25 protein-coding genes and 1 pseudogene are annotated in these 22,945 nt (G+C 39.7%); 21 read left to right on the forward strand and 5 right to left on the reverse strand.

Annotation, left to right across the window (positions count from 1 at the left end):
- From QMF37_RS05310 to QMF37_RS05325, 4 genes are all read left to right on the forward strand, one after another.
- On the forward strand, nt 1–894 hold the full coding sequence (locus tag QMF37_RS05310; protein WP_283477037.1) for a deoxyribonuclease IV: 894 nt from the start codon (nt 1–3) through the stop codon (nt 892–894).
- 283 nt (nt 895–1,177) lie between these two features.
- Nucleotides 1,178–1,945 (forward strand): metal ABC transporter ATP-binding protein, encoded by a 768-nt coding sequence (locus tag QMF37_RS05315; RefSeq protein WP_058385541.1) that lies wholly within the window; start codon nt 1,178–1,180, stop codon nt 1,943–1,945.
- Nucleotides 1,942–2,796, forward strand: a complete 855-nt coding sequence (locus QMF37_RS05320; RefSeq protein ID WP_078080348.1) for a metal ABC transporter permease — start codon at nt 1,942–1,944, stop codon at nt 2,794–2,796. The genes QMF37_RS05315 and QMF37_RS05320 overlap by 4 nt, the downstream gene beginning before the upstream one ends.
- Nucleotides 2,793–3,203, forward strand: coding sequence for a Fur family transcriptional regulator (locus QMF37_RS05325; protein WP_071154379.1), 411 nt, complete (start codon nt 2,793–2,795; stop codon nt 3,201–3,203). Before QMF37_RS05320 ends, QMF37_RS05325 begins: the two co-directional genes overlap by 4 nt.
- Nucleotides 3,204–3,249: 46 nt before the next feature.
- Here QMF37_RS05325 and QMF37_RS05330 read toward each other — a convergent pair whose 3' ends face one another.
- The 3 genes from QMF37_RS05330 to QMF37_RS05340 all read right to left on the reverse strand — a co-directional run bounded on the left by QMF37_RS05330 (nt 3,250) and on the right by QMF37_RS05340 (nt 5,680).
- On the reverse strand, nt 3,250–3,840 hold the full coding sequence (locus QMF37_RS05330) for a hypothetical protein (protein WP_283477041.1): 591 nt from the start codon (nt 3,838–3,840) through the stop codon (nt 3,250–3,252).
- 12 nt (nt 3,841–3,852) lie between these two features.
- Entirely contained in the window at nt 3,853–4,980 is a 1,128-nt protein-coding gene (gene ispG / locus QMF37_RS05335; protein WP_058385537.1) for a flavodoxin-dependent (E)-4-hydroxy-3-methylbut-2-enyl-diphosphate synthase, read from the reverse strand.
- A 175-nt stretch (nt 4,981–5,155) separates the two neighbouring features.
- Nucleotides 5,156–5,680, reverse strand: coding sequence for a DUF1189 family protein (locus QMF37_RS05340; RefSeq protein ID WP_078080350.1), 525 nt, complete (start codon nt 5,678–5,680; stop codon nt 5,156–5,158).
- Between the two features lie 167 nt (nt 5,681–5,847).
- On the opposite strand from QMF37_RS05340, the gene QMF37_RS05345 reads away from it, so the two are divergent.
- The 13 genes from QMF37_RS05345 (at nt 5,848) to QMF37_RS05405 (ending at nt 18,885) form a co-directional block, all read left to right on the forward strand.
- Nucleotides 5,848–7,479, forward strand: coding sequence for a Na/Pi cotransporter family protein (locus tag QMF37_RS05345; protein ID WP_058385535.1), 1,632 nt, complete (start codon nt 5,848–5,850; stop codon nt 7,477–7,479).
- Nucleotides 7,480–7,599: 120 nt separating this feature from the next.
- A complete protein-coding gene (locus tag QMF37_RS05350) occupies nt 7,600–8,079 on the forward strand; it encodes a DUF456 domain-containing protein (protein ID WP_058385534.1) in 480 nt (159 codons plus the stop codon).
- 128 nt (nt 8,080–8,207) lie between these two features.
- Complete coding sequence (locus QMF37_RS05355) at nt 8,208–8,816, forward strand: superoxide dismutase (protein WP_058385533.1); 609 nt, start codon at nt 8,208–8,210, stop codon at nt 8,814–8,816.
- A 110-nt stretch (nt 8,817–8,926) separates the two neighbouring features.
- Nucleotides 8,927–11,104, forward strand: a complete 2,178-nt coding sequence (locus QMF37_RS05360; protein ID WP_283477046.1) for a peptidoglycan D,D-transpeptidase FtsI family protein — start codon at nt 8,927–8,929, stop codon at nt 11,102–11,104.
- Nucleotides 11,105–11,274: 170 nt separating this feature from the next.
- A complete protein-coding gene (locus tag QMF37_RS05365; protein WP_283477049.1) occupies nt 11,275–12,234 on the forward strand; it encodes a PstS family phosphate ABC transporter substrate-binding protein in 960 nt (319 codons plus the stop codon).
- Nucleotides 12,235–12,345: 111 nt separating this feature from the next.
- A complete protein-coding gene (gene pstC / locus QMF37_RS05370) occupies nt 12,346–13,272 on the forward strand; it encodes a phosphate ABC transporter permease subunit PstC (RefSeq protein WP_283477051.1) in 927 nt (308 codons plus the stop codon).
- Nucleotide 13,273: 1 nt separating this feature from the next.
- Nucleotides 13,274–14,152: a phosphate ABC transporter permease PstA gene (gene pstA, locus QMF37_RS05375; RefSeq protein ID WP_071154383.1), complete on the forward strand. Its 879-nt coding sequence runs from the start codon at nt 13,274–13,276 to the stop codon at nt 14,150–14,152.
- 28 nt (nt 14,153–14,180) lie between these two features.
- On the forward strand, nt 14,181–14,993 hold the full coding sequence (gene pstB, locus QMF37_RS05380) for a phosphate ABC transporter ATP-binding protein PstB (RefSeq protein WP_071154384.1): 813 nt from the start codon (nt 14,181–14,183) through the stop codon (nt 14,991–14,993).
- Between the two features lie 17 nt (nt 14,994–15,010).
- Complete coding sequence (phoU, locus tag QMF37_RS05385; RefSeq protein ID WP_071154385.1) at nt 15,011–15,670, forward strand: phosphate signaling complex protein PhoU; 660 nt, start codon at nt 15,011–15,013, stop codon at nt 15,668–15,670.
- 188 nt (nt 15,671–15,858) lie between these two features.
- Entirely contained in the window at nt 15,859–16,008 is a 150-nt protein-coding gene (rpmG, locus tag QMF37_RS05390) for a 50S ribosomal protein L33 (RefSeq protein WP_006830468.1), read from the forward strand.
- Between the two features lie 65 nt (nt 16,009–16,073).
- Nucleotides 16,074–16,649, forward strand: coding sequence for a 5-formyltetrahydrofolate cyclo-ligase (locus tag QMF37_RS05395; protein ID WP_283477058.1), 576 nt, complete (start codon nt 16,074–16,076; stop codon nt 16,647–16,649).
- Nucleotides 16,646–16,843: a YqgQ family protein gene (locus QMF37_RS05400; RefSeq protein ID WP_058385525.1), complete on the forward strand. Its 198-nt coding sequence runs from the start codon at nt 16,646–16,648 to the stop codon at nt 16,841–16,843. The genes QMF37_RS05395 and QMF37_RS05400 overlap by 4 nt, the downstream gene beginning before the upstream one ends.
- Nucleotides 16,844–16,980: 137 nt before the next feature.
- Nucleotides 16,981–18,885, forward strand: a complete 1,905-nt coding sequence (locus QMF37_RS05405) for an LTA synthase family protein (RefSeq protein WP_078080353.1) — start codon at nt 16,981–16,983, stop codon at nt 18,883–18,885.
- A gap of 83 nt (nt 18,886–18,968) precedes the next feature.
- On the opposite strand, the gene QMF37_RS05410 is transcribed toward QMF37_RS05405, so the two are convergent.
- The gene (locus tag QMF37_RS05410) at nt 18,969–19,151 is read right to left on the reverse strand and encodes a DUF2759 domain-containing protein (RefSeq protein WP_058385523.1); all 183 of its coding nucleotides are present in this window, start codon (nt 19,149–19,151) and stop codon (nt 18,969–18,971) included.
- A gap of 150 nt (nt 19,152–19,301) precedes the next feature.
- Between QMF37_RS05410 and QMF37_RS05415 the strand changes: the two genes are divergently transcribed.
- The gene (locus QMF37_RS05415) at nt 19,302–19,940 is read left to right on the forward strand and encodes an MBL fold metallo-hydrolase (RefSeq protein ID WP_078080354.1); all 639 of its coding nucleotides are present in this window, start codon (nt 19,302–19,304) and stop codon (nt 19,938–19,940) included.
- Nucleotides 19,941–20,026: 86 nt separating this feature from the next.
- Here QMF37_RS05415 and QMF37_RS05420 read toward each other — a convergent pair whose 3' ends face one another.
- Nucleotides 20,027–20,269: a DUF2626 domain-containing protein gene (locus QMF37_RS05420; RefSeq protein ID WP_058385521.1), complete on the reverse strand. Its 243-nt coding sequence runs from the start codon at nt 20,267–20,269 to the stop codon at nt 20,027–20,029.
- Nucleotides 20,270–20,580: 311 nt separating this feature from the next.
- On the opposite strand from QMF37_RS05420, the gene comGA reads away from it, so the two are divergent.
- The 3 genes and pseudogenes from comGA to QMF37_RS05435 form a co-directional block, all read left to right on the forward strand.
- On the forward strand, nt 20,581–21,624 hold the full coding sequence (gene comGA / locus QMF37_RS05425; protein ID WP_071154387.1) for a competence type IV pilus ATPase ComGA: 1,044 nt from the start codon (nt 20,581–20,583) through the stop codon (nt 21,622–21,624).
- Nucleotides 21,578–22,621: a competence type IV pilus assembly protein ComGB gene (gene comGB / locus QMF37_RS05430; protein ID WP_071154388.1), complete on the forward strand. Its 1,044-nt coding sequence runs from the start codon at nt 21,578–21,580 to the stop codon at nt 22,619–22,621. The genes comGA and comGB overlap by 47 nt, the downstream gene beginning before the upstream one ends.
- 11 nt (nt 22,622–22,632) lie before the next feature.
- Nucleotides 22,633–22,794, forward strand: a pseudogene (locus tag QMF37_RS05435) (competence type IV pilus major pilin ComGC); the annotation flags it as partial.
- Between the last annotated feature and the right edge of the window lie 151 nt (nt 22,795–22,945).

Here is a 22,945-nt window from a genome sequence, read left to right on the forward strand (position 1 = left end):
ATGTTACTAGGATCTCACGTCTCAATGAGCGGTAAGAAAATGCTACTTGGCGCAAGCGAAGAAGCGGCTTCTTACGGAGCTACAACTTTTATGATTTATACCGGTGCACCTCAAAACACACGTCGCAAGCCAATTGAAGAATTGAATATCGACGCAGGTTTTGCGCATATGGCTGCCAATAATTTAACGAATATTGTGGTTCATGCCCCGTATATTATCAATTTAGGCAATACCCAAAAGCCTGAAACCTTTGAACTGGGCGTGGAATTTCTTCAAAAAGAAATTGAACGCACTGCAGCACTGGGTGCAAAACAAATTGTCTTGCACCCAGGTGCTCACGTCGGAGCTGGAGCAGATGCCGGTATTGCTAAAATTATCGAAGGTTTGAATGAGGTATTAACACAGGAATATCCAGTCAATATCGCACTTGAGACGATGGCTGGAAAAGGCACAGAATGTGGTCGCAGTTTTGAAGAAATTGCTGCAATCATTAATGGTGTGACACATAACGAACGCCTATCTGTATGCTTTGATACGTGTCATACACATGATGCCGGGTATAACATCAAAGAAGATTTTAACGGCGTATTAGAAGAGTTCGACCGTATTGTTGGGATCGACCGCCTTCAAGTACTGCACATCAATGACAGTAAAAATATTCGAGGCGCAAGTAAAGACCGCCACGAAAACATTGGCTTTGGTGAAATCGGATTCGATGCGTTAAATGGCATCGTTCATCATCCTGATTTGATGCACGTTCCTAAAATCCTTGAAACGCCTTACGTCGGATTAGATGCTAAAAATAAAAAAGCGCCATATGCATTTGAAATTGAAATGTTTAGGGCGGGTATCTTTTCACCAGGCGTGATCGAGGAATTGAAATCTCCTTTATAAGGAAATCAGTTATAGTTGAAGGCAGTCCCTGCAATCGGGGACTGTCTTCATTTTTTATGATGAAAGTATGCGAAATGACGGTCAGCTAACTAAACGAGTCATGTGATTTTTGCAAAATCGATGACTCGTAAATTTAAAAATCATATTTACTACATAGGAGAAGCTTTATTTGTACGGTTGCACTCAAGTTATTTAAGTCTAATCCATTTACATTAGTAGCGAACTCTACTATACTTTTCTAATGTAAATCGTAATCATTATTAATTAGAAAAGAGGCGGCATAATGGCTGCGCCATTAATTGACATTAAAAATATCAGTTTTGAATATGAGCAAACAAAAGCACTTCATAATATTTCCATGACAGTAGAAGAAGGCGATTTTTTGGCGATTTTGGGTCCTAACGGCTCAGGTAAGTCGACATTATTGAAAATCATGCTAGGGCTAATCAAGCCGACTGCAGGGAAAATTGAGCTTTTCGGTGAAGATGCAAAAAAATTTAAGAAACGTGAATGGATCGGATATGTATCTCAGAAGTCCAATTCGTTTAATTCAGGATTTCCAGCAATTGTAAAAGAAGTTGTGGCAGGTGGACTTGCAAAGAAGACCGGTTTGTTTCACCGGTTACCAAAATCCACTCATGAACAAGTCGCAGAAGCATTAGAGGCGGTTGGTATGGCTGATTTTATTGATAGAAGCATCAGTGAATTATCGGGTGGCCAGCAGCAGCGGATTTTTATCGCACGAGCGCTAGTAGCAAAGCCAAAAATTCTAATCCTCGATGAACCAACTGTTGGTGTAGATCACCAGAATGTCCAATCATTTTATGACATGTTGGCTAAACTCAACCGTGACAAACATATTACAATGGTTTTGGTTACCCATGATGTAGATACGGTAACAGACCGCATTACCCATGTCGCTTGTTTGAATCAAACCATTCATTTCCATGGCTTTAAAGAACAGCTACACACGATGAGTGATGAACAGCGTGAAGCATGGTACGGTCATTCTGTTCGTAAAATTCACCATATCGGAGGAAGTCACGCATGATTGAAGCCATATTGTCCTACGAATTCTTACAAAATGCCTTTGCGGCTGGATTAATTATCGGAGTAATCGCACCTCTTCTTGGTGTCTTTATTGTTGTCCGTAGATTATCGCTCATTGCAGACGCTTTAAGCCATGTAACACTAGCTGGCATAGCAGGAAGCTTATATTTGAGTCAAAGCGTCGCGTCACTCGCCTTGTTAAATCCTTTATTTCTTGGTATTGCAGCTTCAGTCGCCGGTTCGGTACTGATTGAACGCTTGAGAAGTCTCTATAAGCATTATGAAGAATTAGCAATTCCCATTATTTTATCGGCTGGTATTGGCTTTGGTGCCATCTTCATCTCGTTAGCACAAGGTTTCTCAAATGATCTGTTTGGTTATTTATTTGGCTCAGTTTCAGCAGTTAGCAGAGAAGATTTGTTGATTGTAGCAGGAGTTGCACTAGTTGTATTAGCCTTTATTTATCTTTTCTTTAAGGAATTATTTGTTTTGTCTTTCGATGACGAATATGCTAGAGCTTCTGGGTTACCTGCAAAATGGATTCATTTTATGTTTATGATTGTTACGGCATTGGTTATTGCGGGATCTATGCGTATTGTCGGGATTTTACTTGTCTCATCTTTAATGACGATTCCGGTGGCTACGGCAATGCGCGTAACAAAAAGCTTTAAACAAACAATCATTCTATCTATCGTTTTTGGTGAGATTTCAGTCATCACAGGTCTAGTAACAGCCTTTTATTTTGATTTGGCACCAGGTGGCACGATTGTCGTAACTTCTATTTTCCTGTTGCTACTAGTCCTTGCTTATAAAAAAATCATGGTTTTATATAAAAAAGGAGTGATTGCATGAACTTAACGACTGCATGGCAGGTTCTTAAAGAAAAAGGTTTTAAAGAAACTTCTAAGCGTAACCAGATTCTGGAATTGTTTGCTAATGATGAACGTTATTTGACGGCACGAGATTTGCTAGACGTCATGCAAAAAGACTATCCGAGCATGAGTTACGATACGGTATATCGCAATCTAGCGACATTTGTGTCGCTTGGCATATTAGAAGAAACAGAACTATCGGGCGAACGCCATTTTCGCATGCAATGTGAAAGCGATCACCACCACCATCATTTTATCTGCATGGATTGCGGAAAAATAAAAGAAATTCCAATCTGCCCAATGGATTTGGTTGGAGCGGCTTTGCCGGCATATGAGATTGCCAATCATAAGTTTGAAATATACGGAAAATGTCCGGAATGTAAATAAAAGCGAGAGTGGATTTTCCACTCTCGCTTTTATTCGTTTCAACAAATTATTTGCCACTCAAGATTTTTTGAGTGCTGAATTCATTTTTGACCCATTCATTTGCCTCGAGCCAGTTAGTAACCCGTATAACATTACTCGGAATCGCTTGACGATTATAAGGTGTATCAAACAGCAAAACAGGAATGCTTAGCTCTTCAGCGATTTCGACAGCATTATCATGTTTGTCTTCGAAGAACAAGTGAACATTATGGCGTCTTGCAGTTTCGATTTTCTTATGTGAACCAATCAATTCAATGTGATCGTAAGCAATCGCGTGCTCTGCAAACCAATCAACAGTAACGTCGCGAACATTATCGCCCCTAGCAGAAATATAATACAGTTCGTATTGGTCTTTCCAGTCGTTTAAAATCTGCTTGGCATTTTCAGAAACAGGAGAAGCCGCATATATGCGCGGCTCGGAATCCCGGAACCAAGAATAAAATTCACCCTGTGTCAAATGGGGGAGAGCCGCAGTCAAATCGTACTCTTTAATATCCTCCAACGTCAGCGCACTGTTAAATTGTTCGTTTATATGAGGAAGTAATGACGTTGGAGAAGTCACAGTTCCATCAATATCTATTCCAAAACGGTATCTCATCTATTCACAACCTTATACTTGTTGTTGTTCTAATTCTTTTTGCGCTTTTTCAGCTGCTTGTTTTTCGAAATAAGCTTCCGCTAATTTATCGATTTCGATTTTCAGTTCTTCAACCATCGTGGCTTCAGGAACTTTACGGACAGTTTTACCATGCATAAATAGTAAGCCTTCTCCGCGAGCGCCAGCAATCCCAATGTCGGCTTCACGAGCTTCACCAGGACCGTTAACTGCACAGCCTAATACAGCTACTTTTAAGGGTGCTTTAATATGAGAGATGTATTCTTCCACTTCGTTTGCAATGGAGATCAAGTCAATTTCAATGCGTCCGCATGTCGGACAAGAAATAAGTGTCGCAGCATTTGAAGAAAGACCGAAGATTTTCAGCATTTCACGTGCTACTTTAACTTCCTCGACAGGATCGGCACTAAGCGACACGCGAAGGGTGTTACCGATGCCTTTTGCAAACAATGCCCCAAGACCCGCCGCACTTTTCACTGTGCCTGAGAATAATGTGCCGGATTCTGTAATTCCTAAGTGCAATGGATAGTCAAACGCTTTTGAAGCAAGTTCATATGCTTCAACAGCTAAGCTTACATCTGAAGCTTTTAATGAAACGATAATATCGTGGAAATCCAAGTCTTCTAAAATTTTAATGTGGTGAAGTGCACTTTCGACCATACCTTCAGCCGTTGGGTAGCCATATTTCTCTAGAATTTTACGTTCTAGTGATCCTGCGTTAACACCGATCCGAATTGGAATGCCTTTTGCTTTTGCGGCATTCACAACAGCTTCTACTTTCTCGCGACGTCCGATGTTCCCTGGGTTGATGCGGATTTTGTCTGCACCTTGTTCAATGGCAATCAAAGCCAATTTATAATCAAAATGAATGTCTACTACTAAAGGAATGTTAATGCGCTCTTTAATGGCACCGATTGCGTAAGCCGCACGTTCGTCAGGACATGCCACGCGGACGATTTGGCATCCTGCTTCTTCAAGTCGCAGAATTTCTGCAACTGTTGCTTCCACATCATGCGTTTTAGTCGTTGCCATACTTTGTATGAATAATTCATTACTACCGCCGATCGTTAAATCTCCGACTTTTACGGGGCGTGTTTTTGAACGGTGTGTCATTTCGCTCATGAAAAAATCTCTCCTTTTTAATGGTGGCCTATTCTTGCGGCTCACATGTCTTTGTCCTATAAATGATGGATTAACCGAAATTTGCAGGCTCTCTTCTATTACCTATAGCCATTTTAGCAGTGTAGCGCTCTAAAAGACAAGAAAGACGGTTAGTTATTAAGGTCTTCACAAAAACTCAAGCCTTAGATTGCGCTTTTTGGATAGGCGGTTTTTTGGGGTAGTAACCGATAGCCAAATACAAATAGAGGACGGTTAATAAGCTGGTCAACAGGGAAACGCTAAATCCTAAGTCTAAAAAACTTAAGGCAAATGCTAGTAATGTCGGAACTGTGACACTAAGAGCTGTAGTGCGCCATAAATGGCGATATTCACCGCGCCGTTTTCTGGCATTTAAAATTACTAAAGCAATCAATGCGAACAAACTAATTTTAACGAAATGATAAATGGTCGTAGAGACAAACAAAGAGATGACAGCAAATGGATAAAGCAGCCATTCAATTTCCTCAACAAACTCTACAAGACCGTCTAAGTTACTTGTAGCAACGTCTAAACCGGAAATCAATTCGATAAAAGCAATGACTGTTAAAAAAGCAATAAAGATGAAAATAAACTGCATAATTTTACCGATAGTCATAATACGGACGGCAGCTTGCCTTTTTGGTTCCATTAAGCTCGCTTTGAATAATTGGTATAGGTTCAAAATCATCTTCCTTTCATTTATATAATAATCGTACCATGTAGAAAGGAAGAAAAAAGGTCGCTTTGTTACGGGAATGTAAATTTTACATAAAGGTGTTTACAAATTATTAGTAAACTACGCATAATAGGTTAGGTGTGAATATGAAATTTAGGAGTTGAATAAGTATCGTGGAAATGAACTGGCAAGAAATCTTCTTTTCCTTTTTCGGTGGACTAGGGATTTTCTTATTTTCAATTAAGTTTATGGGGGATGCTTTGCAAAAAGCAGCTGGCGATAAACTTCGTGACATCTTGGATCGTTTTACAACCAATCCATTCATGGGTGTTCTAGTCGGAATTATCGTTACGATCCTGATTCAATCGAGTTCTGGTACAACTGTAATTGTAGTTGGATTAGTAAGTGCTGGATTTATGACGTTGAGACAGGCGATTGGTGTCATTATGGGAGCAAATATTGGTACCACTGTCACAGCCTTCATCATTGGCCTAGATGTTGGAGAGTACGCTTTACCGATTATGGCAATCGGAGCGGCGATGATTTTCTTCATCAAGAAAAATAAAATTCAGAACATTGGACAGGTCATTTTCGGTTTTGGTGGTCTTTTCTACGGTATGGAATTAATGAGTGGCGGCATGAAGCCACTACGAGAATTACCAGCTTTTATCGATTTAACAGTCAGTTTGAGCGAATTCCCGATTCTTGGAGTTGTGGTTGGAACAGTCTTCACGTTGATTGTTCAGAGTTCAAGTGGGACAGTAGCGATTCTTCAAGGACTTTATGATGAGAACATTTTATCGTTAGCTGCATCACTACCAGTTCTATTCGGTGATAACATTGGAACGACGATTACGGCTGTTCTTGCAGCACTGGGTACGTCAATAGCAGCTCGTCGTGCAGCAGCAGTCCATGTTTTGTTCAATATTGTTGGATCGGTCATTTTCTTGATTTTGTTAATACCGTTTACTGCTTATGTAGAATGGATCTCTGGCATCCTAGCATTAGAGCCGAAGATGCAGATTGCTTTTGCACACGGTTCATTTAACGTAGCAAACACGATTATTCAATTTCCATTAATAGGTGCCTGGGCTTATCTCGTTACAAAAGCGATTCCAGGAGAAGAAGTATTGATTGAATTTAAACCAAAACACTTGGATATCCATTTTATTGAGCAATCTCCTTCTATTGCATTAGGACAAGCAAAAGAAGAAATTTTACGTATGGGTGAATATTCGGTTCAAGGTTTACAGGAGACATATAAATACTTAATGACGAAAAGTAAGAAAAACGCCGAAATGGGTTATCAGTTGGAAGACGCCATTAATAATCTGGATGCTAAAATCACAGATTACTTAGTGTTGATTTCAGCAGAATCTATTTCAGCAGCTGATTCTACACGGCACACGATGCTGATGGAAACGGTTCGAGATATTGAACGAATCGGGGATCATTTCGAAAACATCATCGAATTGGTTGACTATCAGGAAAACAACAAAGTAAAAATCACAGAAAGCGCGATGGAAGATTTAACTGAAATGTTTACGTTAACCATTGCCACTGTTCAAAAAGCGCTTGAGGCGTTAAATACAACAAGCCATGAATTAGCTCGCGAAGTAGCTGAACAAGAAGACCTGATCGATAAAATGGAACGCAAATTCCGGAAGAAGCATATCTTGCGTTTGAATGCAGGAACATGTACAGCACAAGCCGGAATTGTCTTTGTCGATATTGTCAGCAACCTTGAACGAATCGGAGACCATGCAGTTAATATTGCAGAAGCCATTTTAGGCAACCGCGCTTAACGAAGAAAAGCGGAAGTGCCCACATAGTGCTGACTAATAGAAGCTCTTTTCCTCTTGCTTTACATTTTAAAAAATGTAGGGCACGATGGAAGAGAGCTTTTATTATAGGGAGGAATACGGATGGAAATCATCGGCTGGATTGTGATCCTATTAAGTTTTGTAATTGGTTTTATTGGGTTAGTTTACCCAATTATTCCCGCAGTCCTGTTTATCTTTGGGGGCTTTGTTATGTACGGCTTGTTTTTTAGTTTCAGCGATTTACCTTGGTGGTTTTGGGCGATTCAGAGTTTGTTTGTGATTTTATTATTTGGGGCGGACGCCATTGCCAATGCCTTTGGTGTGAAAAAATTCGGTGGCTCAAGAGCTGGACTTTGGGGCAGTACGATTGGTTTAATTGTTGGTCCGTTCATTATTCCAATTGTGGGTATTTTAATTGGACCTTTTCTTGGAGCAATTATTGCGGAGATCTTATTCAATAAATCAACTTTGAAAAAGTCGTTCATGTCTGGAGTTGGCTCAGTAGTCGGATTTATTACGTCGGTCTTTACTAAAGGCATTATCCAAATTGTCATGATTGTCATCTTCTTTTTTACAATTTAACTGAGCAAATCAATATGATTCAGTCAAAGGTCTGAATAAATGGATTAAACATGCATTATGTTTGTAACGCTCTAGAAATTTTGATACGCTAAGAAGGTAGACCAATAGACTCAAGGAGGAATTTAATCATGGCATATGAATTACCAGAATTACCTTACGCGTATGACGCACTTGAACCACACATCGACAAAGAAACGATGAATATTCACCATACGAAACACCACAATACTTATATCACAAACGTAAATGCGGCTCTTGAAGGCCACGAAGATCTTGCTTCAAAAACGGTGGAAGAACTAATCGCTGATTTAGATGCAGTTCCTGAATCTATCCGTACAGCTGTCCGCAACAACGGCGGTGGACACGCGAACCACTCATTATTTTGGAAATTGTTATCTCCAAACGGTGGTGGCAACCCTACAGGTTCGCTAGGCGAAGCAATCAATAGCAAATTTGGTAGCTTTGACGAATTTAAAGAAAAATTCGCAGCAGCTGGTAAAACTCGTTTTGGTTCTGGTTGGGCTTGGCTTGTTCTTTCAAACGGAGAACTAGAAGTTGTTTCTACACCAAACCAAGACTCTCCAATAATGGACGGTCAAACGCCGTTGCTTGGACTTGATGTTTGGGAGCATGCTTATTACTTGAAATACCAGAACAAACGCCCAGATTATATTAACGCATTCTGGAATGTAGTAAACTGGGAAGAAGTTTCAACTCGTTACGAAACAGCAAAATAAAAATTATAATTGAAACCTTACACACACTTTTTCGTCTGAAAAAGTGTGTGTTTTTTTGATGTAATGATATACTGGTAAATGGATATTTTTGCGAAAGGAGCATATAGCTCATGAAACCGCCTCAAAAAAGACGGATTTCACTTGCAAGAGTGAAGTTGCAGTCCAATACAGCCTTTCGAATGAATGTCCTGTTCTTCACAATCTTCTTATTGTTTTCCATATTGATTCTGCGTTTAGGATTTCTTCAAATTGTCAAAGGAGAAGACTATGCGCGTGCAATCGCAAGAACTGAAGAAGTTCCTGTCAATACAAGTGTTCCAAGAGGACGTATTTTTGATAGTGAAGGACGGATTCAAGTCGGAAATACACCGGTTAATGCGATTACCTATACGGCAATGCAGACGACCAAGAGAGAAGAAATGATGATTGTGGCAAGAGAATTAGCTAGGTTGATCGAAAAAGATGATAACAAAGTGACGCTACGGGACAAGCAGGATTTCTATATACAGTTAAATACCGAAAGTGCGACAAAAAAAGTAACGGATGAAGAAAAAGAGGCAATTGCAGCACAAGACATTCCAGAAAAAGAAAAGCAGCAGGCGCTTGACGCATTGATTAGAGAGAAGATCACTGATAAAGAGTTAGCCAGTTTAAGTGCAGAAGACTTAGAAGTATTGGCTATCTACCGTGAAATGACTTCGGGGTACGCACTGACGCCTCAGATGATCAAAAATGAAGGTGTGACAGATGAAGAATTTGCACGTGTTTCAGAGCGTTTAACTGACCCTAAGTTAAAAGGAGTCAATACCGTAACAGACTGGAAACGAGTAAAATCAAGTGATTTGACGATTTTGGGAAGTACGACAACACCGGAAACGGGAATACCTGCCACTAAACTAGATTATTATTTGGCACGCGACTACTCTCGCAATGATCGCGTGGGCACTAGCTTTTTAGAGCAGCAGTATGAAGCGGTACTGCAAGGTCAGAAATCAGTCGTCAAAAATGTGACAGATGGTCAAGGTAGTGTCATTGAAACCTTACCTGTGGATGAAGGGAAAGCTGGAAAAGATTTGGTTTTATCGATTGACAGCGAGCTACAAAGTGAACTTGAAAAAATAGTTGAAAATAAATTGTTGCAATTAAAAGCTGGGCCGAGCTCGAAATTGGTGAAAGATGCGTATTTAGTTATGATGGATCCACAGACCGGAGAAGTATTATCAATGGTTGGAAAGCGCTTAGGTGAAGATGAAAATGGCAACCAAGCTGTTTATGACTATGCTTTCGGTACATTTACAGCCTCTCATGAAATGGGTTCTACGGTTAAAGGGGCAACACTGCTGACGGGTTATTCTGAAGGAGCAGTCGAATTAAATGAAGTTCAAATAGATGAGCCTTTGAAGTTTGCCAGCACGCCTCAGAAAAATTCTGTTTTCAACACACAATTATTTAATCGTATCCCAATTAGTGATTTAATGGCCATCGAGCGTTCTTCTAACGTGTACATGTTTAAGATTGCCTTGAAAATTGCGGGAGCAGAGTATCAATACAACCGCGGTTTGTATATAGCTCCGGAAAGTTTCGCCACAATGCGTAATTCGTTTGCACAATTTGGATTGGGTGTTAAAACAGGTATCGATCTGCCAAATGAAGCAACGGGCTATATGGGTGGGACTTCTCCTGGTCCCAAACTGCTCGATTTAGCAATTGGTCAGTTTGATACGTACACACCGCTACAGCTAGCGCAGTACATTTCAACAATTGCAAATGATGGTTACCGGATGGAACCTCACGTTGTTAAGGAAATACGCGAAGCTTCTAGAGATGGTGAACAGCTGGGGCCGATTGAAACGATTATCGAACCCAAAACCTTGAATCGCATTAATAACACACAAGAAGAAATAGAACAGGTTCAAACTGGTATGCGTAATGTGTATATTGGAAGTTCAGGATCGGCACGTGCTCAATTTAGTGATGCACCGTATAGCGCTGCCGGAAAAACCGGAACAGCTGAAGTTTATTTCTATGAAAAAGATCATGAAATGAATGGCGAATACGCAATTAATATTGCACATGTTGGCTATGCACCTTATGAAAATCCGGAAATTGCTTACGCAGTAGTGATTCCGTACGTTACAACAGACCCAAACAATGTACCAAAAGCAAACAACGAAATCGCCCGTGCGGCAGCAGATAAGTATTTCGAGTTAAAAAACAAAGAAGCGCAAGCAGCATCCAATGTAATAAAAGAGCCTTATAGCGATTCAGTTGTTGTAGAAGGCGAATAAAGTAAAGCCCTGAAGAAATTTCTCTAAAAGAGAATGCTCTTTAGGGCTTTTTCTGTAGTGCGCTCAATTTACAATTTCTTAACATAGCCTTTATATGTTCTCAACAATCCTTCTCTATAGTAGAGAATGTAAACAAATACAAACACAAACACATAGGGGGACATAACGTAATGAGAAACTGGAAATTCGCAATGGCTTCAACAATTCTTGGATCAGCTTTAATTCTTGGTGCTTGTGGCAGCACAGATGCCGGTACAGAAACAGGAGAAACCAGTTCAGAAACAGCTGGAGATGAGGCAGTTGCTGAAGGAACCGTAGCAGGTGACGGATCCTCTACAGTCGCACCCATTATGGAAGGCATTGTGGAAGAATATGCTGGAGCTCAGCCAGACGTCAAAGTAACAGTTGGTACATCGGGTACTGGTGGCGGATTTGAAAAATTCATTCAAGGCGAAACAGATTTCTCTAACGCCTCTCGACCTATAAAAGAAGAAGAAATAGCGAGTCTTCAAGAAGCAGGCATTGACTATACAGAATTTCAATTGGCTTTTGATGGGCTATCAGTTGTTGTCAGTCAAGAAAATGACTGGGTAGAAGATTTGACAGTAGAAGATTTGAAAAAACTTTGGGTAGAAGATGGCACAACGAAAAAATGGTCTGACATCAACCCAGAATGGCCAGAGGAAGAAGTCGTCTTCTATGCGCCAGGAACAGATTCAGGAACTTACGATTATTTCAATGAAGTCATTCTTGAAGACGAAGACTTGGTCAGGTCAGCAACTCTTTCGGAAGATGACAACACATTGGTACAAGGGATTCAAGCGGATCCAAATGCCATCGGATTTTTTGGCTATGCCTATTACGTAGCTAACCAAGATACATTGAAAGTCGTTTCAATTGATGGTGTTGAACCAACTAACGAAACAATCGAATCGGGAGACTATGCGCCGCTATCGCGTCCACTATTCACCTATGCGAACAATGCAGCACTTGCAGATAACGATGCGGCATATGATTTCATGAAGTATACGTTAGAAAACGCTGGAGCTATGGCAGAAGCAGTCGGTTATGTTGCTTTGCCACAAGAAGCGTACGATAAAGGATTAGCTGATTTAGAAGCTTTAAAATAAGTAATAACTGTCTAAATAAGCAAGGAATATCAACAGGTTGATACATTTATATAGTTTAAGTTACGGGTGAGCAGCCACTGCTCACCTTTCGCGGTTGAAAGGGGATTTTATATGCGACCATCTGTACAAGAAATGATCGCACGGTCAAATGGCAAGAAAAACAAAAAAATGATTGAAAAAATCATTCCAATTATACTGTTCTTAATTGCGTCAGTATCCGTTTTGACGTCTATTGGAATCGTTTTAACATTAATTGTTGAAACGATAACATTTTTCACGCGCGTACCATTTTTTGACTTTATTTTTGGGACTACGTGGCTACCGTTTTCAAATAAAGATGCACAATTTGGGATTCTCCCTTTAATTGTTGGAACCTTGAAAGTTACGTTAATCGCCACTGTAGTGGCGGTGCCAATCGGAATTGCAGCTGCTATTTATTTGAGTGAATACGCTAGCGAAAATGTTCGGCGTGTCTTAAAGCCAATTCTTGAAGTACTGGCCGGTGTTCCAACGATTGTTTATGGATTTTTTGCGCTAACATTTGTGACACCTATTCTTCAATCGGTATTTCCAGAAATTAAAATTTTTAATGCAATTTCACCCGGAATTGTTGTCGGTATTATGATTATTCCGATGATCGCTTCCTTGTCAGAAGACGCCATGTCTGCTGTACCGAAAAGTATACGAGAAGGCGCTTTGGCAATGGGGTCGACAAAATTTGAAGTCGCTTGGAAAATTACTGTGCCGGCTGCTCTTTCAGGGATCATTGCATCTGTGGTTCTTGCCGTATCGAGAGCCATTGGAGAAACGATGATCGTTTCGCTTGCCGCAGGATCAACACCCAGATTCGATGGGGACTTTACCGGATCCATACAGACCATGACCGCATACATTGTCCAAGTATCAAAAGGGGACGCGGGATATGGCACAACTATCTACTATTCCATCTATGCAGTTGGATTTACATTATTTGTCTTTACAATGATGATGAATGTCCTTGCCGGCTACGTCTCAAAACGTTTCAGGGAGGAATATTAAGATGAGGTATATTGAACACCAGCAAGTTATAAAGCGAATGAATGGCAGATTGCTTGTTAACGGTATTTTCAAAGTCATCTTCTTAGCTGCAACTTTACTGGCATTATTGGCATTGGTTATTTTGCTTTACCGGATTGTCACGCAAGGAGCAGGGCATCTATCGATTGAATTTTTAACTAACTTCGCTTCGCGGTTCCCGGAAAAAGCGGGGATTAAAGCGGCACTCATCGGCTCGTTATGGTTAATGGTCGTCGTCGCTCCGACTTCTATTATTTTAGGTGTTGGCTCTGCTATCTACCTTGAAGAATACGCAAAACAAAACCGCATTACTAGTTTTATTCGAATGAACATTTCCAATTTAGCAGGAGTTCCATCAGTGGTATTTGGTTTGCTTGGACTGACGATATTTGTTCGTGCTATGGCACTAGGAAATAGTATTTTAGCGGCAGGCTTTACGATGAGCCTATTGATTTTGCCAGTCATTGTCGTAGCTTCACAAGAAGCAATTCGCTCAGTTCCAGGTGAACTTAGAGATGCATCGTACGGTATGGGCGCTACAAAATGGCAGACTATCGTCAAAATTATTTTGCCAGCGGCTATCCCCGGCATCTTAACAGGCAGTATTTTAGCATTATCACGTGCCATAGGAGAAACAGCACCATTGATTGTTATTGGTGTGCCAGTTATTATTCAATTTTTGCCAGCTGGTGTTATGGATACTTTTACAGCGCTGCCTATGCAGATTTACGATTGGTCAAGCCGACCGCAGCAAGAATTTCAAACTGTGGCAGCTGCAGGAATTATGGTGTTGATGGCAGTTCTGTTGTTTATGAATTCCATCGCAGTTATTATCCGCAATAAATTTGATAAACGCTATTAATGTTAATGATGTGGGAGGGGTTCTACTGATGACTACTATTATGACGAAAAAAACAGTGACAGAGAAAAGATCAACTGAGATTGCAAAAAAAGCTGTTTATGAAACCAATCAACTAAATCTTTGGTATGGCAACAATCATGCCTTAAAGAATATTGATTTAGAAATTAAGGAAAATGAAGTTACTGCTATTATCGGACCTTCGGGATGTGGCAAATCAACTTACCTTAAAACCTTAAACCGCATGGTTGAATTAGTGCCTTCAGTGAAGACGTCTGGAGAAATTCTTTATAGGGGACGTAATATTTTCGATCAAGATTACGGTGTCGAAGAGTTGCGGACTCGCGTGGGCATGGTTTTTCAAAAACCCAATCCATTTCCAAAATCAATTTATGATAATATTGCCTACGGTCCTCGTATCCATGGCATTAAAAATAAAAAAATACTTGATGAAATTGTTGAAAAAAGTTTGCGTGGAGCGGCTATCTGGGAAGAAGTAAAAGATCGCTTGAACGACAATGCGTATAGCATTTCAGGTGGACAACAGCAACGAATTTGCATCGCACGTGCTTTGGCGATTGAACCTGACGTTATTTTAATGGATGAGCCGACATCAGCTTTAGATCCCATTTCCACGTTAAAAGTCGAAGAGTTGGTTCAAGAACTGAAAAAAGACTATAGCATTATTATTGTGACGCATAATATGCAACAAGCGGCGCGGATTTCAGACAAGACAGCATTCTTTTTAAACGGAGAAGTGATTGAATATGATCACACAGATACAATTTTTTCAAATCCTTCCGATAAACGAACGGAAGATTACATTTCAGGCCGATTCGGCTAAAAGAGGAGGTGGAATTTTTGTCAGTACGTGAAAAATTCGAATTTGAGTTAAATTCTGCGCAAGAAGAATTGGTGTCATTGAGTACGATGGCAGTCAAGGCGTTAAATAAATCAATGGACGCACTTATGACGCAAGATGTGGATGCGGCACTCGAAGTGATTGAAGACGATAAGGATATCAACCAGTTAGAAGAGTTTATTAATGACCGTGTCATTTTATTGATTGCAAAGCAATCGCCAGTTGCTACCGATTTAAGGCGGTTAATCGTTACGATAAAAGTGGCGTCAGATATGGAACGTGTCGGTGATTATGCAGTAAATATTGCTAAAGAAACAATTCGCATTGGCAATCAACCATTATTGCCTCAAATAGCGCAAATTCAGCAAATGCAGAAGTTAGCGGTTGCAATGTTGCATCAAGTGATTGATGCGTTTGTCGAAGAAGATATCGTTAAAGCGAAAGAAATTGCTGAATTAGATGACCAAGTAGATGAATTGTACGGGGATGTAATTCGTAAATTGATACAAGCAGGTGGCGAAAACCCAGACAAGCTTGGCCAAATTACACAATTGGCATTTATCAGCCGCTATATGGAACGCTCAGCCGACCATGCGACTAATATCGCTGAACAATTGTTTTACTTGGTGCGCGGACAACATTACGATCTGAACAAATGAAAAGAACCAATCGACTATGAATAGCGACTGCAAAAAGCAAAAAGCTACTGGCATTTCTGTTTATTTAGAAAGGTTCAATAAAAATGGGATTTTACAGTAGACTTTGCCATGAGATATGCTATAATAATTAAGTCGTATAGATCACGCTTATTTACAAATGATCTTTGAAAGAATTAGGAGGGATACCGATGCGTGTTAACATCACTTTAGCTTGTACAGAATGTAGCGAACGTAACTACAGCACTGTTAAAAATAAGCGCAACAACCCTGAGCGTCTTGAAATGAAAAAATATTGCTCACGTGAAAAGAAAATGACAGTACACCGTGAAACGAAGTAATTCATTGATTGCCAAAACCTAATACGGGTTTTGGCTTTTTTCTTTTTAAAGGAGCTGGTGCGATTATGGATAAAAGAACACAACGAAAAAAAGTGCTAAGTTTACTTCAGGAAATGACAGCAACAGAATATAAACAGAAGTCGGCAATTATAGTCGACCGTTTACTGGAAGACCCTGCATTTTTAGCAGCCCAAACAATCGGTATAACAATTTCTGCATTCCCAGAAGTAGCTACATGGGACTTGATTGAAAAATGTTGGGGAAGGGGTAAACGAGTAGTCGTGCCGAAATGTCACCGGATGAGCCGCACACTAGACTTCCATGCAATTGAGCACAAAAACCAGTTGGAAGTTGTCTATATGAACCTACAGGAACCGATCGTTTCAAAAACACTATACATAGAACCTAAAGACATTGATTTATTAATTGTACCGGGTGTAGTTTTTTCAAAAGAAGGCTTTAGAATCGGTTTTGGAGGAGGTTATTACGATCGTTTCTTAGCGAGTTTTTCTGGCGCTACACGTTCTTTAACTTTCGATTGCCAGGTTGCGGAGTCGATACCTGTAGAACCGCATGATTTACCAGTTCAAAGGATTTTCACAGAAAGTAAAATTATTACTCCGAAGGCGGTGGATAGATGAAAAGCTTGTATGATGTGATGCAATTGTTAAAACGTTACGGAACAATTATTTATACGGCTGATTACAGTGCCGACCTTGGGTTGATGGAAGAAGAAATAAAAGAATTGTATCGCTTGCAATTTATCACTGCTAAAGAATACGCAACGGCAATGCTCATCTTACGCCAAAAAAAATCCGAATATGATAAAAAATAAATTCGTTTAACGAAACTTATTTTAGCTCTAGTCGTCTAAAATAAGGGATATTACTTCATATAAATTTATTAATCTTCTATACTAGATTATTAAGGCATGTTCGAAAAAAATCACTGAGAATAGGAGGGTGTCTGGGAATGTTGAAAAAAGAATGGCCGAAACATTCAATTCTGGCAATTGCCATCATCGCCACTTGGCTAAAAACATACATTGTTTATAAGACCAGCTTTTCGATTACAATCGATAATCTATTGCAAGAATTTATCTTATTCATTAATCCTTTGAGTATGTTGTTGTTTATTTATGGGGTCTCGTTATTTCTTAAAAGTGAGAAAGCCAAAAATCGTTATTTAGTGGCGGTCGCTGTGGTAACATCGATTGTCCTTTATGGAAACGTTGCATTTTACCGATTTTTTAGTGATTTTATCACGTTACCCGTGTTGTTTCAGACTGATAACTTTGGCGATTTAGGAGCAAGTGCCGCTGCGAGTATATTCTGGACAGATCTTTTTTACTTTACAGATGTCCTGATTATTTTAGTGGCGATTAAATTTGTCAAAGTAAAAACAGGTACAGCAAGCTCTTATTCTGTTCAGCGCAAAGCCTATTATGTATTGGCGCTTGCTGTTTTGTTTTTTAACTTAGGACTTGCTGAAGCAGAGCGTCCTCAATTGCTGACGCGTAGCTTTGATCGTGAGATGTTAGTAAAAAATTTAGGAATGTACAATTATCATTTATACGATATTTACATTCAGTCGAAATCACAGGCACAACGTGCATTAGCAGACGGTTCTGAGCTCGTTGAAGCCAATAGCTATGTGCGTGCTAATCAAATTGAGCCTTCAGAAGACATGAAAGGAATTGCTGAGGGACGTAATTTGATTGTCGTGACTTTGGAATCTTTGCAGAGCTTTGCTATCAACGAAGAAATGAATGGGCAAACCATAACACCGTTCCTTAATTCGTTAACAAAAGATCAAGATACAATTTATTTTGAGAATTTTTATCACCAAACAGGGTTAGGTAAAACATCAGATTCAGAATTTCTACTTGAAAATTCTCTTTATCCATTGAGTGGTGGCGCGGTGTTCTTTACACATAGCGGTAATACATTCAATTCAATGGCTGAAAGTCTTGGCAATGAAGGCTATTCTACAAATGTTCAACACGCCAACACGAAAAGTTTTTGGAACCGAGATATTATGTATGAATCGTTAAATATCGATGAGTTTTACGATATTGAAAGTTATGAGATTGCAGAAGGTCAAGCAGTCAATTGGGGCATGAAGGACATTCCATTTATGGAGCAGTCCGTTGATCATATGACTGAAATGCAGCAACCTTTTTATAGCCGATTGCTGACGCTGACAAATCATCATCCATTTACTTTAGATGAAGAAGATAAATTGATTGATGAATACGATTCAAATTCAGGTACGTTAAATCGTTATTTCCAAACTTCACGTTATTTAGACGAATCTGTAAAAGTTCTTTTTGAAGAATTAAAAGAAAAAGGCTTATACGAAAACTCCATTATTGTTATGTATGGGGATCATTACGGAATTTCCGAAAACCACAATGAGGCCATGACGCAATATCTTGGAGAAGAAGTGACAGATTTCACTTCTGCTGAATTGCAGAAAGTGCCTTTCTTTGTACACATCCCCGGCTACGGTAAAGGGGATGTTGACGATGAAGTTGGTGGACAAATCGATATGCGTCCAACGATCATGAATTTGATGGGCATGGATACATCAAAAGACATTCAGTTCGGTGGAGACTTATTCTCAGAAGAACACGAGGAACTGGTGATATTCCGTGATGGTCGACTCGTAACTGATGAAGTCGTATATGCGGGCAATGTTTGTTACGATAAAGAAACCGGTGAACCAACTGAACAAGAGTTATGTGCACCATTTATCGAACAGGCATTTACAGAGCTGGAATATTCGGAGTCAATTATTAACGGAGATTTGTTGCGTTTTTACGATGAAGAAGATGGCCAACTGACTACTATTCCAGATGTCGAATTAAAACAATAAAAAGAGAGAGTGCGCAGAGCGTACTCTCTTTTTTTATTGCATGAAAAAAGCTACTGCATTTAACGGCAGTAGCTTTTCTCTGATTAATGAAGGCTTGGTGGATAACCTTGTGTGATAAGTGTAGCGACAGTAAATGCGCCAAAAATCACAAAAGTTCCGAAGTTAAAAAGAAAACCAAGGACTTCTTTGTTTTTAAGCGTTTGTACAGTGCCGATTGCTGCAAGAATTGCAATAAGTCCAAAAATAACTAATAACATCCAACTCATCGATGACACTCCCTTCAACTTTAACAGCCAGTGCCGCTTTGTTCTCTTTATATTGTAAAGATAATCAGCTGTTTTGTCGAGGATAAAAAGTGTCCGTATCTTGACAGTATGGAGAGAACAGCATGTTATAATTGAAGGGAGGTGAAGAAAATGTTAAAAATAGATCAATTAGAGTTAGGACCCATTCAAACAAATTGTTATATCATATCGAATGACCAGAGAGAATGTCTAATTTTTGATCCGGGAGAAGAAAGTGCAAAAATTGAAGCAGTGGTAAAAAAGAAAAACTTCAAACCAATTGCTATCCTTCTGACTCATGCTCACTTTGACCATATCGGAGCAGTTGACGACATCCGTGACAGGTATTCAATCCCAGTTTATCTGCACGACTTGGAGAAAGAGTGGTTGAGCCGACCCAATTTAAATGGTTCAGGGAAATATCCAGCTGTGCCTGATTACCGAATTAAAGACGCAGATATTTTGCTGACAAATGAAAAAAAGTTGCAGATTAGTTCTTTCAAAATTGATGTTTTTCATACCCCTGGGCATTCTCCAGGCAGCGTCAGTTTTTCATTTGGCGACGAAGGCTTTGCAATTGTTGGCGATACCATTTTCCGTGGCAGTATTGGTCGTACGGATTTAATAGACGGTTCTGAGAAAAAGCTTCTGAAATCCATTCAAGACTCCTTGTTGACACTTCCTAAACAGATGATCCTTTATCCTGGTCACGGCGTGGAAACGACCCCTGAGCAAGAAATGAACAGCAATCCATTCCTTACTGGGTTGTAAAGAGACGAAGAATTGCTAGAGTTTACAAAAAAACAAAAGGTGTATCGGATTTTTCCGATACACCTTTTGTTTTTTATTCGTGTTGATTAATGTCCAGCACCAGGAATGTGGATGAACGTTGAGTAGTACGTGAAGCCTACGAAAAATACTGTTAGGTAGGCGCCAAAAATATACAAATACATGCGTTCAGAAATATTTAAAAATCCAAGAAGAACAAAAAATCCGGTGTTAGCGACCATTAATAATGATACTTCAACCATATCGCCTACATAAAAGAGAACTGCAAATATACCAGTCCACCATCCCATTAATTTGAACATATTATTCATGGGTAATCCCTCCTTTGCCACAACACAATAATCTCTCATTCATTATATAGGAAACAGAGTGATTGTGTAAACAGCGAGTTCATCTTTCTTTGTGACAAACAGGTGTACGGGTGAGAGCGCTTGAGTATTTCAAAAAAATATACGAACCTGTTCTTCGACAGAAAAATAAATCCCTTCAAATATGAGATTTAGCCCGAATTCGGAGGTCAAAATTTTATTTTGACAAAAACTATTTCTTTCTTAAAAAGAGCTAGTTATACTATGGGGGAACAGAGCGGCAGCCTTTGTTCAAACCGAAACTGGAGGTGGATATGCAATCGATTATCGAACGTCGCTGTGTAGACCTTTTGCATGATGCGGCAAAAAATGATACTACGGACATTCATATTAAACCCGAACCATCCTGCTATACTGTGTCGTACCGCTCGTTCCAGAACCTGCGGCAAGTAACACAACTCCCCTTTGATTTGGGTGATCGCATGATTGCTTATTTCAAATATTTATCCCTTTTAGACATGAGTGAAAGAAGAAAACCCCAAACCGGCTCATTCGAACTCTCCATTAACGAACAATCTCATTATTTTCGAATTTCCACTTTGCCTTCTGTGTTAACGAAAGAAAGCATTGTTATACGAATCATGGCAGACGACAATGCTCAATCCATTCATCAGCTGGCTGCTTTTCGTGACTCGGCTCGGTTATTGGAGAAATTGGCCGAGGCATCTCAAGGGCTTATTTTACTAACCGGCCCAACTGGGTGTGGCAAATCAACCACTTTATACGCGTTGCTAAAACATTGTGCTGAAAAGTTGAACCGTAACATCATCACGCTTGAGGATCCTGTGGAACGAAAAAATCAAGCAATTTTGCAAATTCAAGTTAATGAAAAAGCCGGCCTTAGCTATGCTGCAGGGTTAAAAGCGATTCTCAGGCATGATCCTGACATTATTATGATTGGGGAAATACGTGATGCCGAGACGGCTCAAATTGCGGTACGCGCAGCTTTAACAGGTCATTTGGTTTTTTCCACTATTCACGCTAGACATTCTGTTGGCTGTCTACACCGATTGCATGATTTGGGTGTCTCTTTTGAAGACATGTCACAGACTTTAGTGGCGGTATCTGCTCAGAAAATAATTCCGACGTTTTCTGATAGTAAACAATCAGAACCTTGTCACCGTGCACTGTATGAAATCCTTGAAGGTGAACGATTACAAGATGCTCTACTGTCAGCGAATTTGAAAAAACCCTATGAATTGCCAGATTCTCTGTCATTTAGTGGACAGATTCGGGAAGGGGTGAAAATTGGTGCGATTCAAGCTTCTTATGCGCTCCGACAAGATTCATCTTCGTGACCGTGAGCAATTTCTAACGCGTCTCGCAGTTTTAATGAAAGAGGGCTATTTACTACCAGTTGCGCTGACGTTATTGTTGCCGATGCATACATCGAAATTTGAAGAAACATTGAACGGAATGACGGGTATTTTAAAAGGAGGCGGTAATGCTGCTGAAATCCTAAAGTTTTTGGGGTTTAAGGATCATGTATTATTTCCTGTGGAAATCGCAGAATATCATGGGCGATTACCGGAATCGATAGACAGTATTGCAAAGAGTTTTGCACGCACGGAGCAAGTGCAGAAAAAGTTGAAAAATATTTTAATTTATCCTGTCTCTTTGCTGATTTTTACTTCAATTTTATTTTTGTTTTTTCGGACTAGTTATGTGCCGAATTTAACGGCAATGATGAAATCATTGCAGTCAGGAGATGGAGAAACGGGAATTCCTGCTTATTTGCTTAGTCTGCCGGATTTCTTCATTGCGTTTTTTGCAATAGCGGCCTTTTCGATATACGTATTCAGGCTATTGCTGAAAAAACAGCCAGTTCAGCGTCAAATTAACTGGTTGCTGGCCATTCCAGTCATTAGAAGCTTTGTGAAGTTGTACTGGTCACACCTATTGGCTCGGGAACTCGGCACTTTGTTACACAGCGGTATTTCCATGCAAGAATCACTCGATTTGCTGCAGCGTCAGAACTACCATAAGATTATTCAATTTATGACGCGGTTATCACATGAAGAATTGATGATGGGACAAACTTTTTCTGTATCGCTCCATCGCTTTTCGTTTGTCTCGAAAGATATGGCTGCTTTTGTTCACCACGGTGAAATGACCGGTTATTTGGGCAAAGAACTAATTCTTTACAGCGAAGTATTAATGGAGCGTATTGAACTGCAAACACAACAATTATTGCGGATTATCCAGCCGAGTTTTTTTATTATGATTGCGGTCTGTATTGTAGGCGCTTATTTAGCAATCTTGATGCCGATGTATAACTTAGTCCACACCATTTGAGGAGGAAAAACATGCGATTATTAAAAAATCAAAGAGGATTTACATTAATTGAAATGCTAATTGTTATGTTAATTATTACGGTGCTAATTGCAATCGCTATTCCAAACGTTACGAAACAATCATCAGCAGTAGATGAAAAAGGGTGTAAAGCATTTGTGCATGCAGTAAGAGGGTATTACATCTATTTGAAAAACATAGTAGCACCAAAGGTTTCAGATGTATGCATAAAGTAGTTAATTAAATTGCTTACTTTTTTAAGCTTTATAATTGCATATAAGCAAAAAAAAAAAAGAGATTGCAAAATGTTTTCTTTTGAGCTATCAA

This window comes from Planococcus sp. S3-L1, from assembly GCF_030063085.1.
In the GTDB taxonomy this organism is placed as follows: domain Bacteria; phylum Bacillota; class Bacilli; order Bacillales_A; family Planococcaceae; genus Planococcus; species Planococcus kocurii.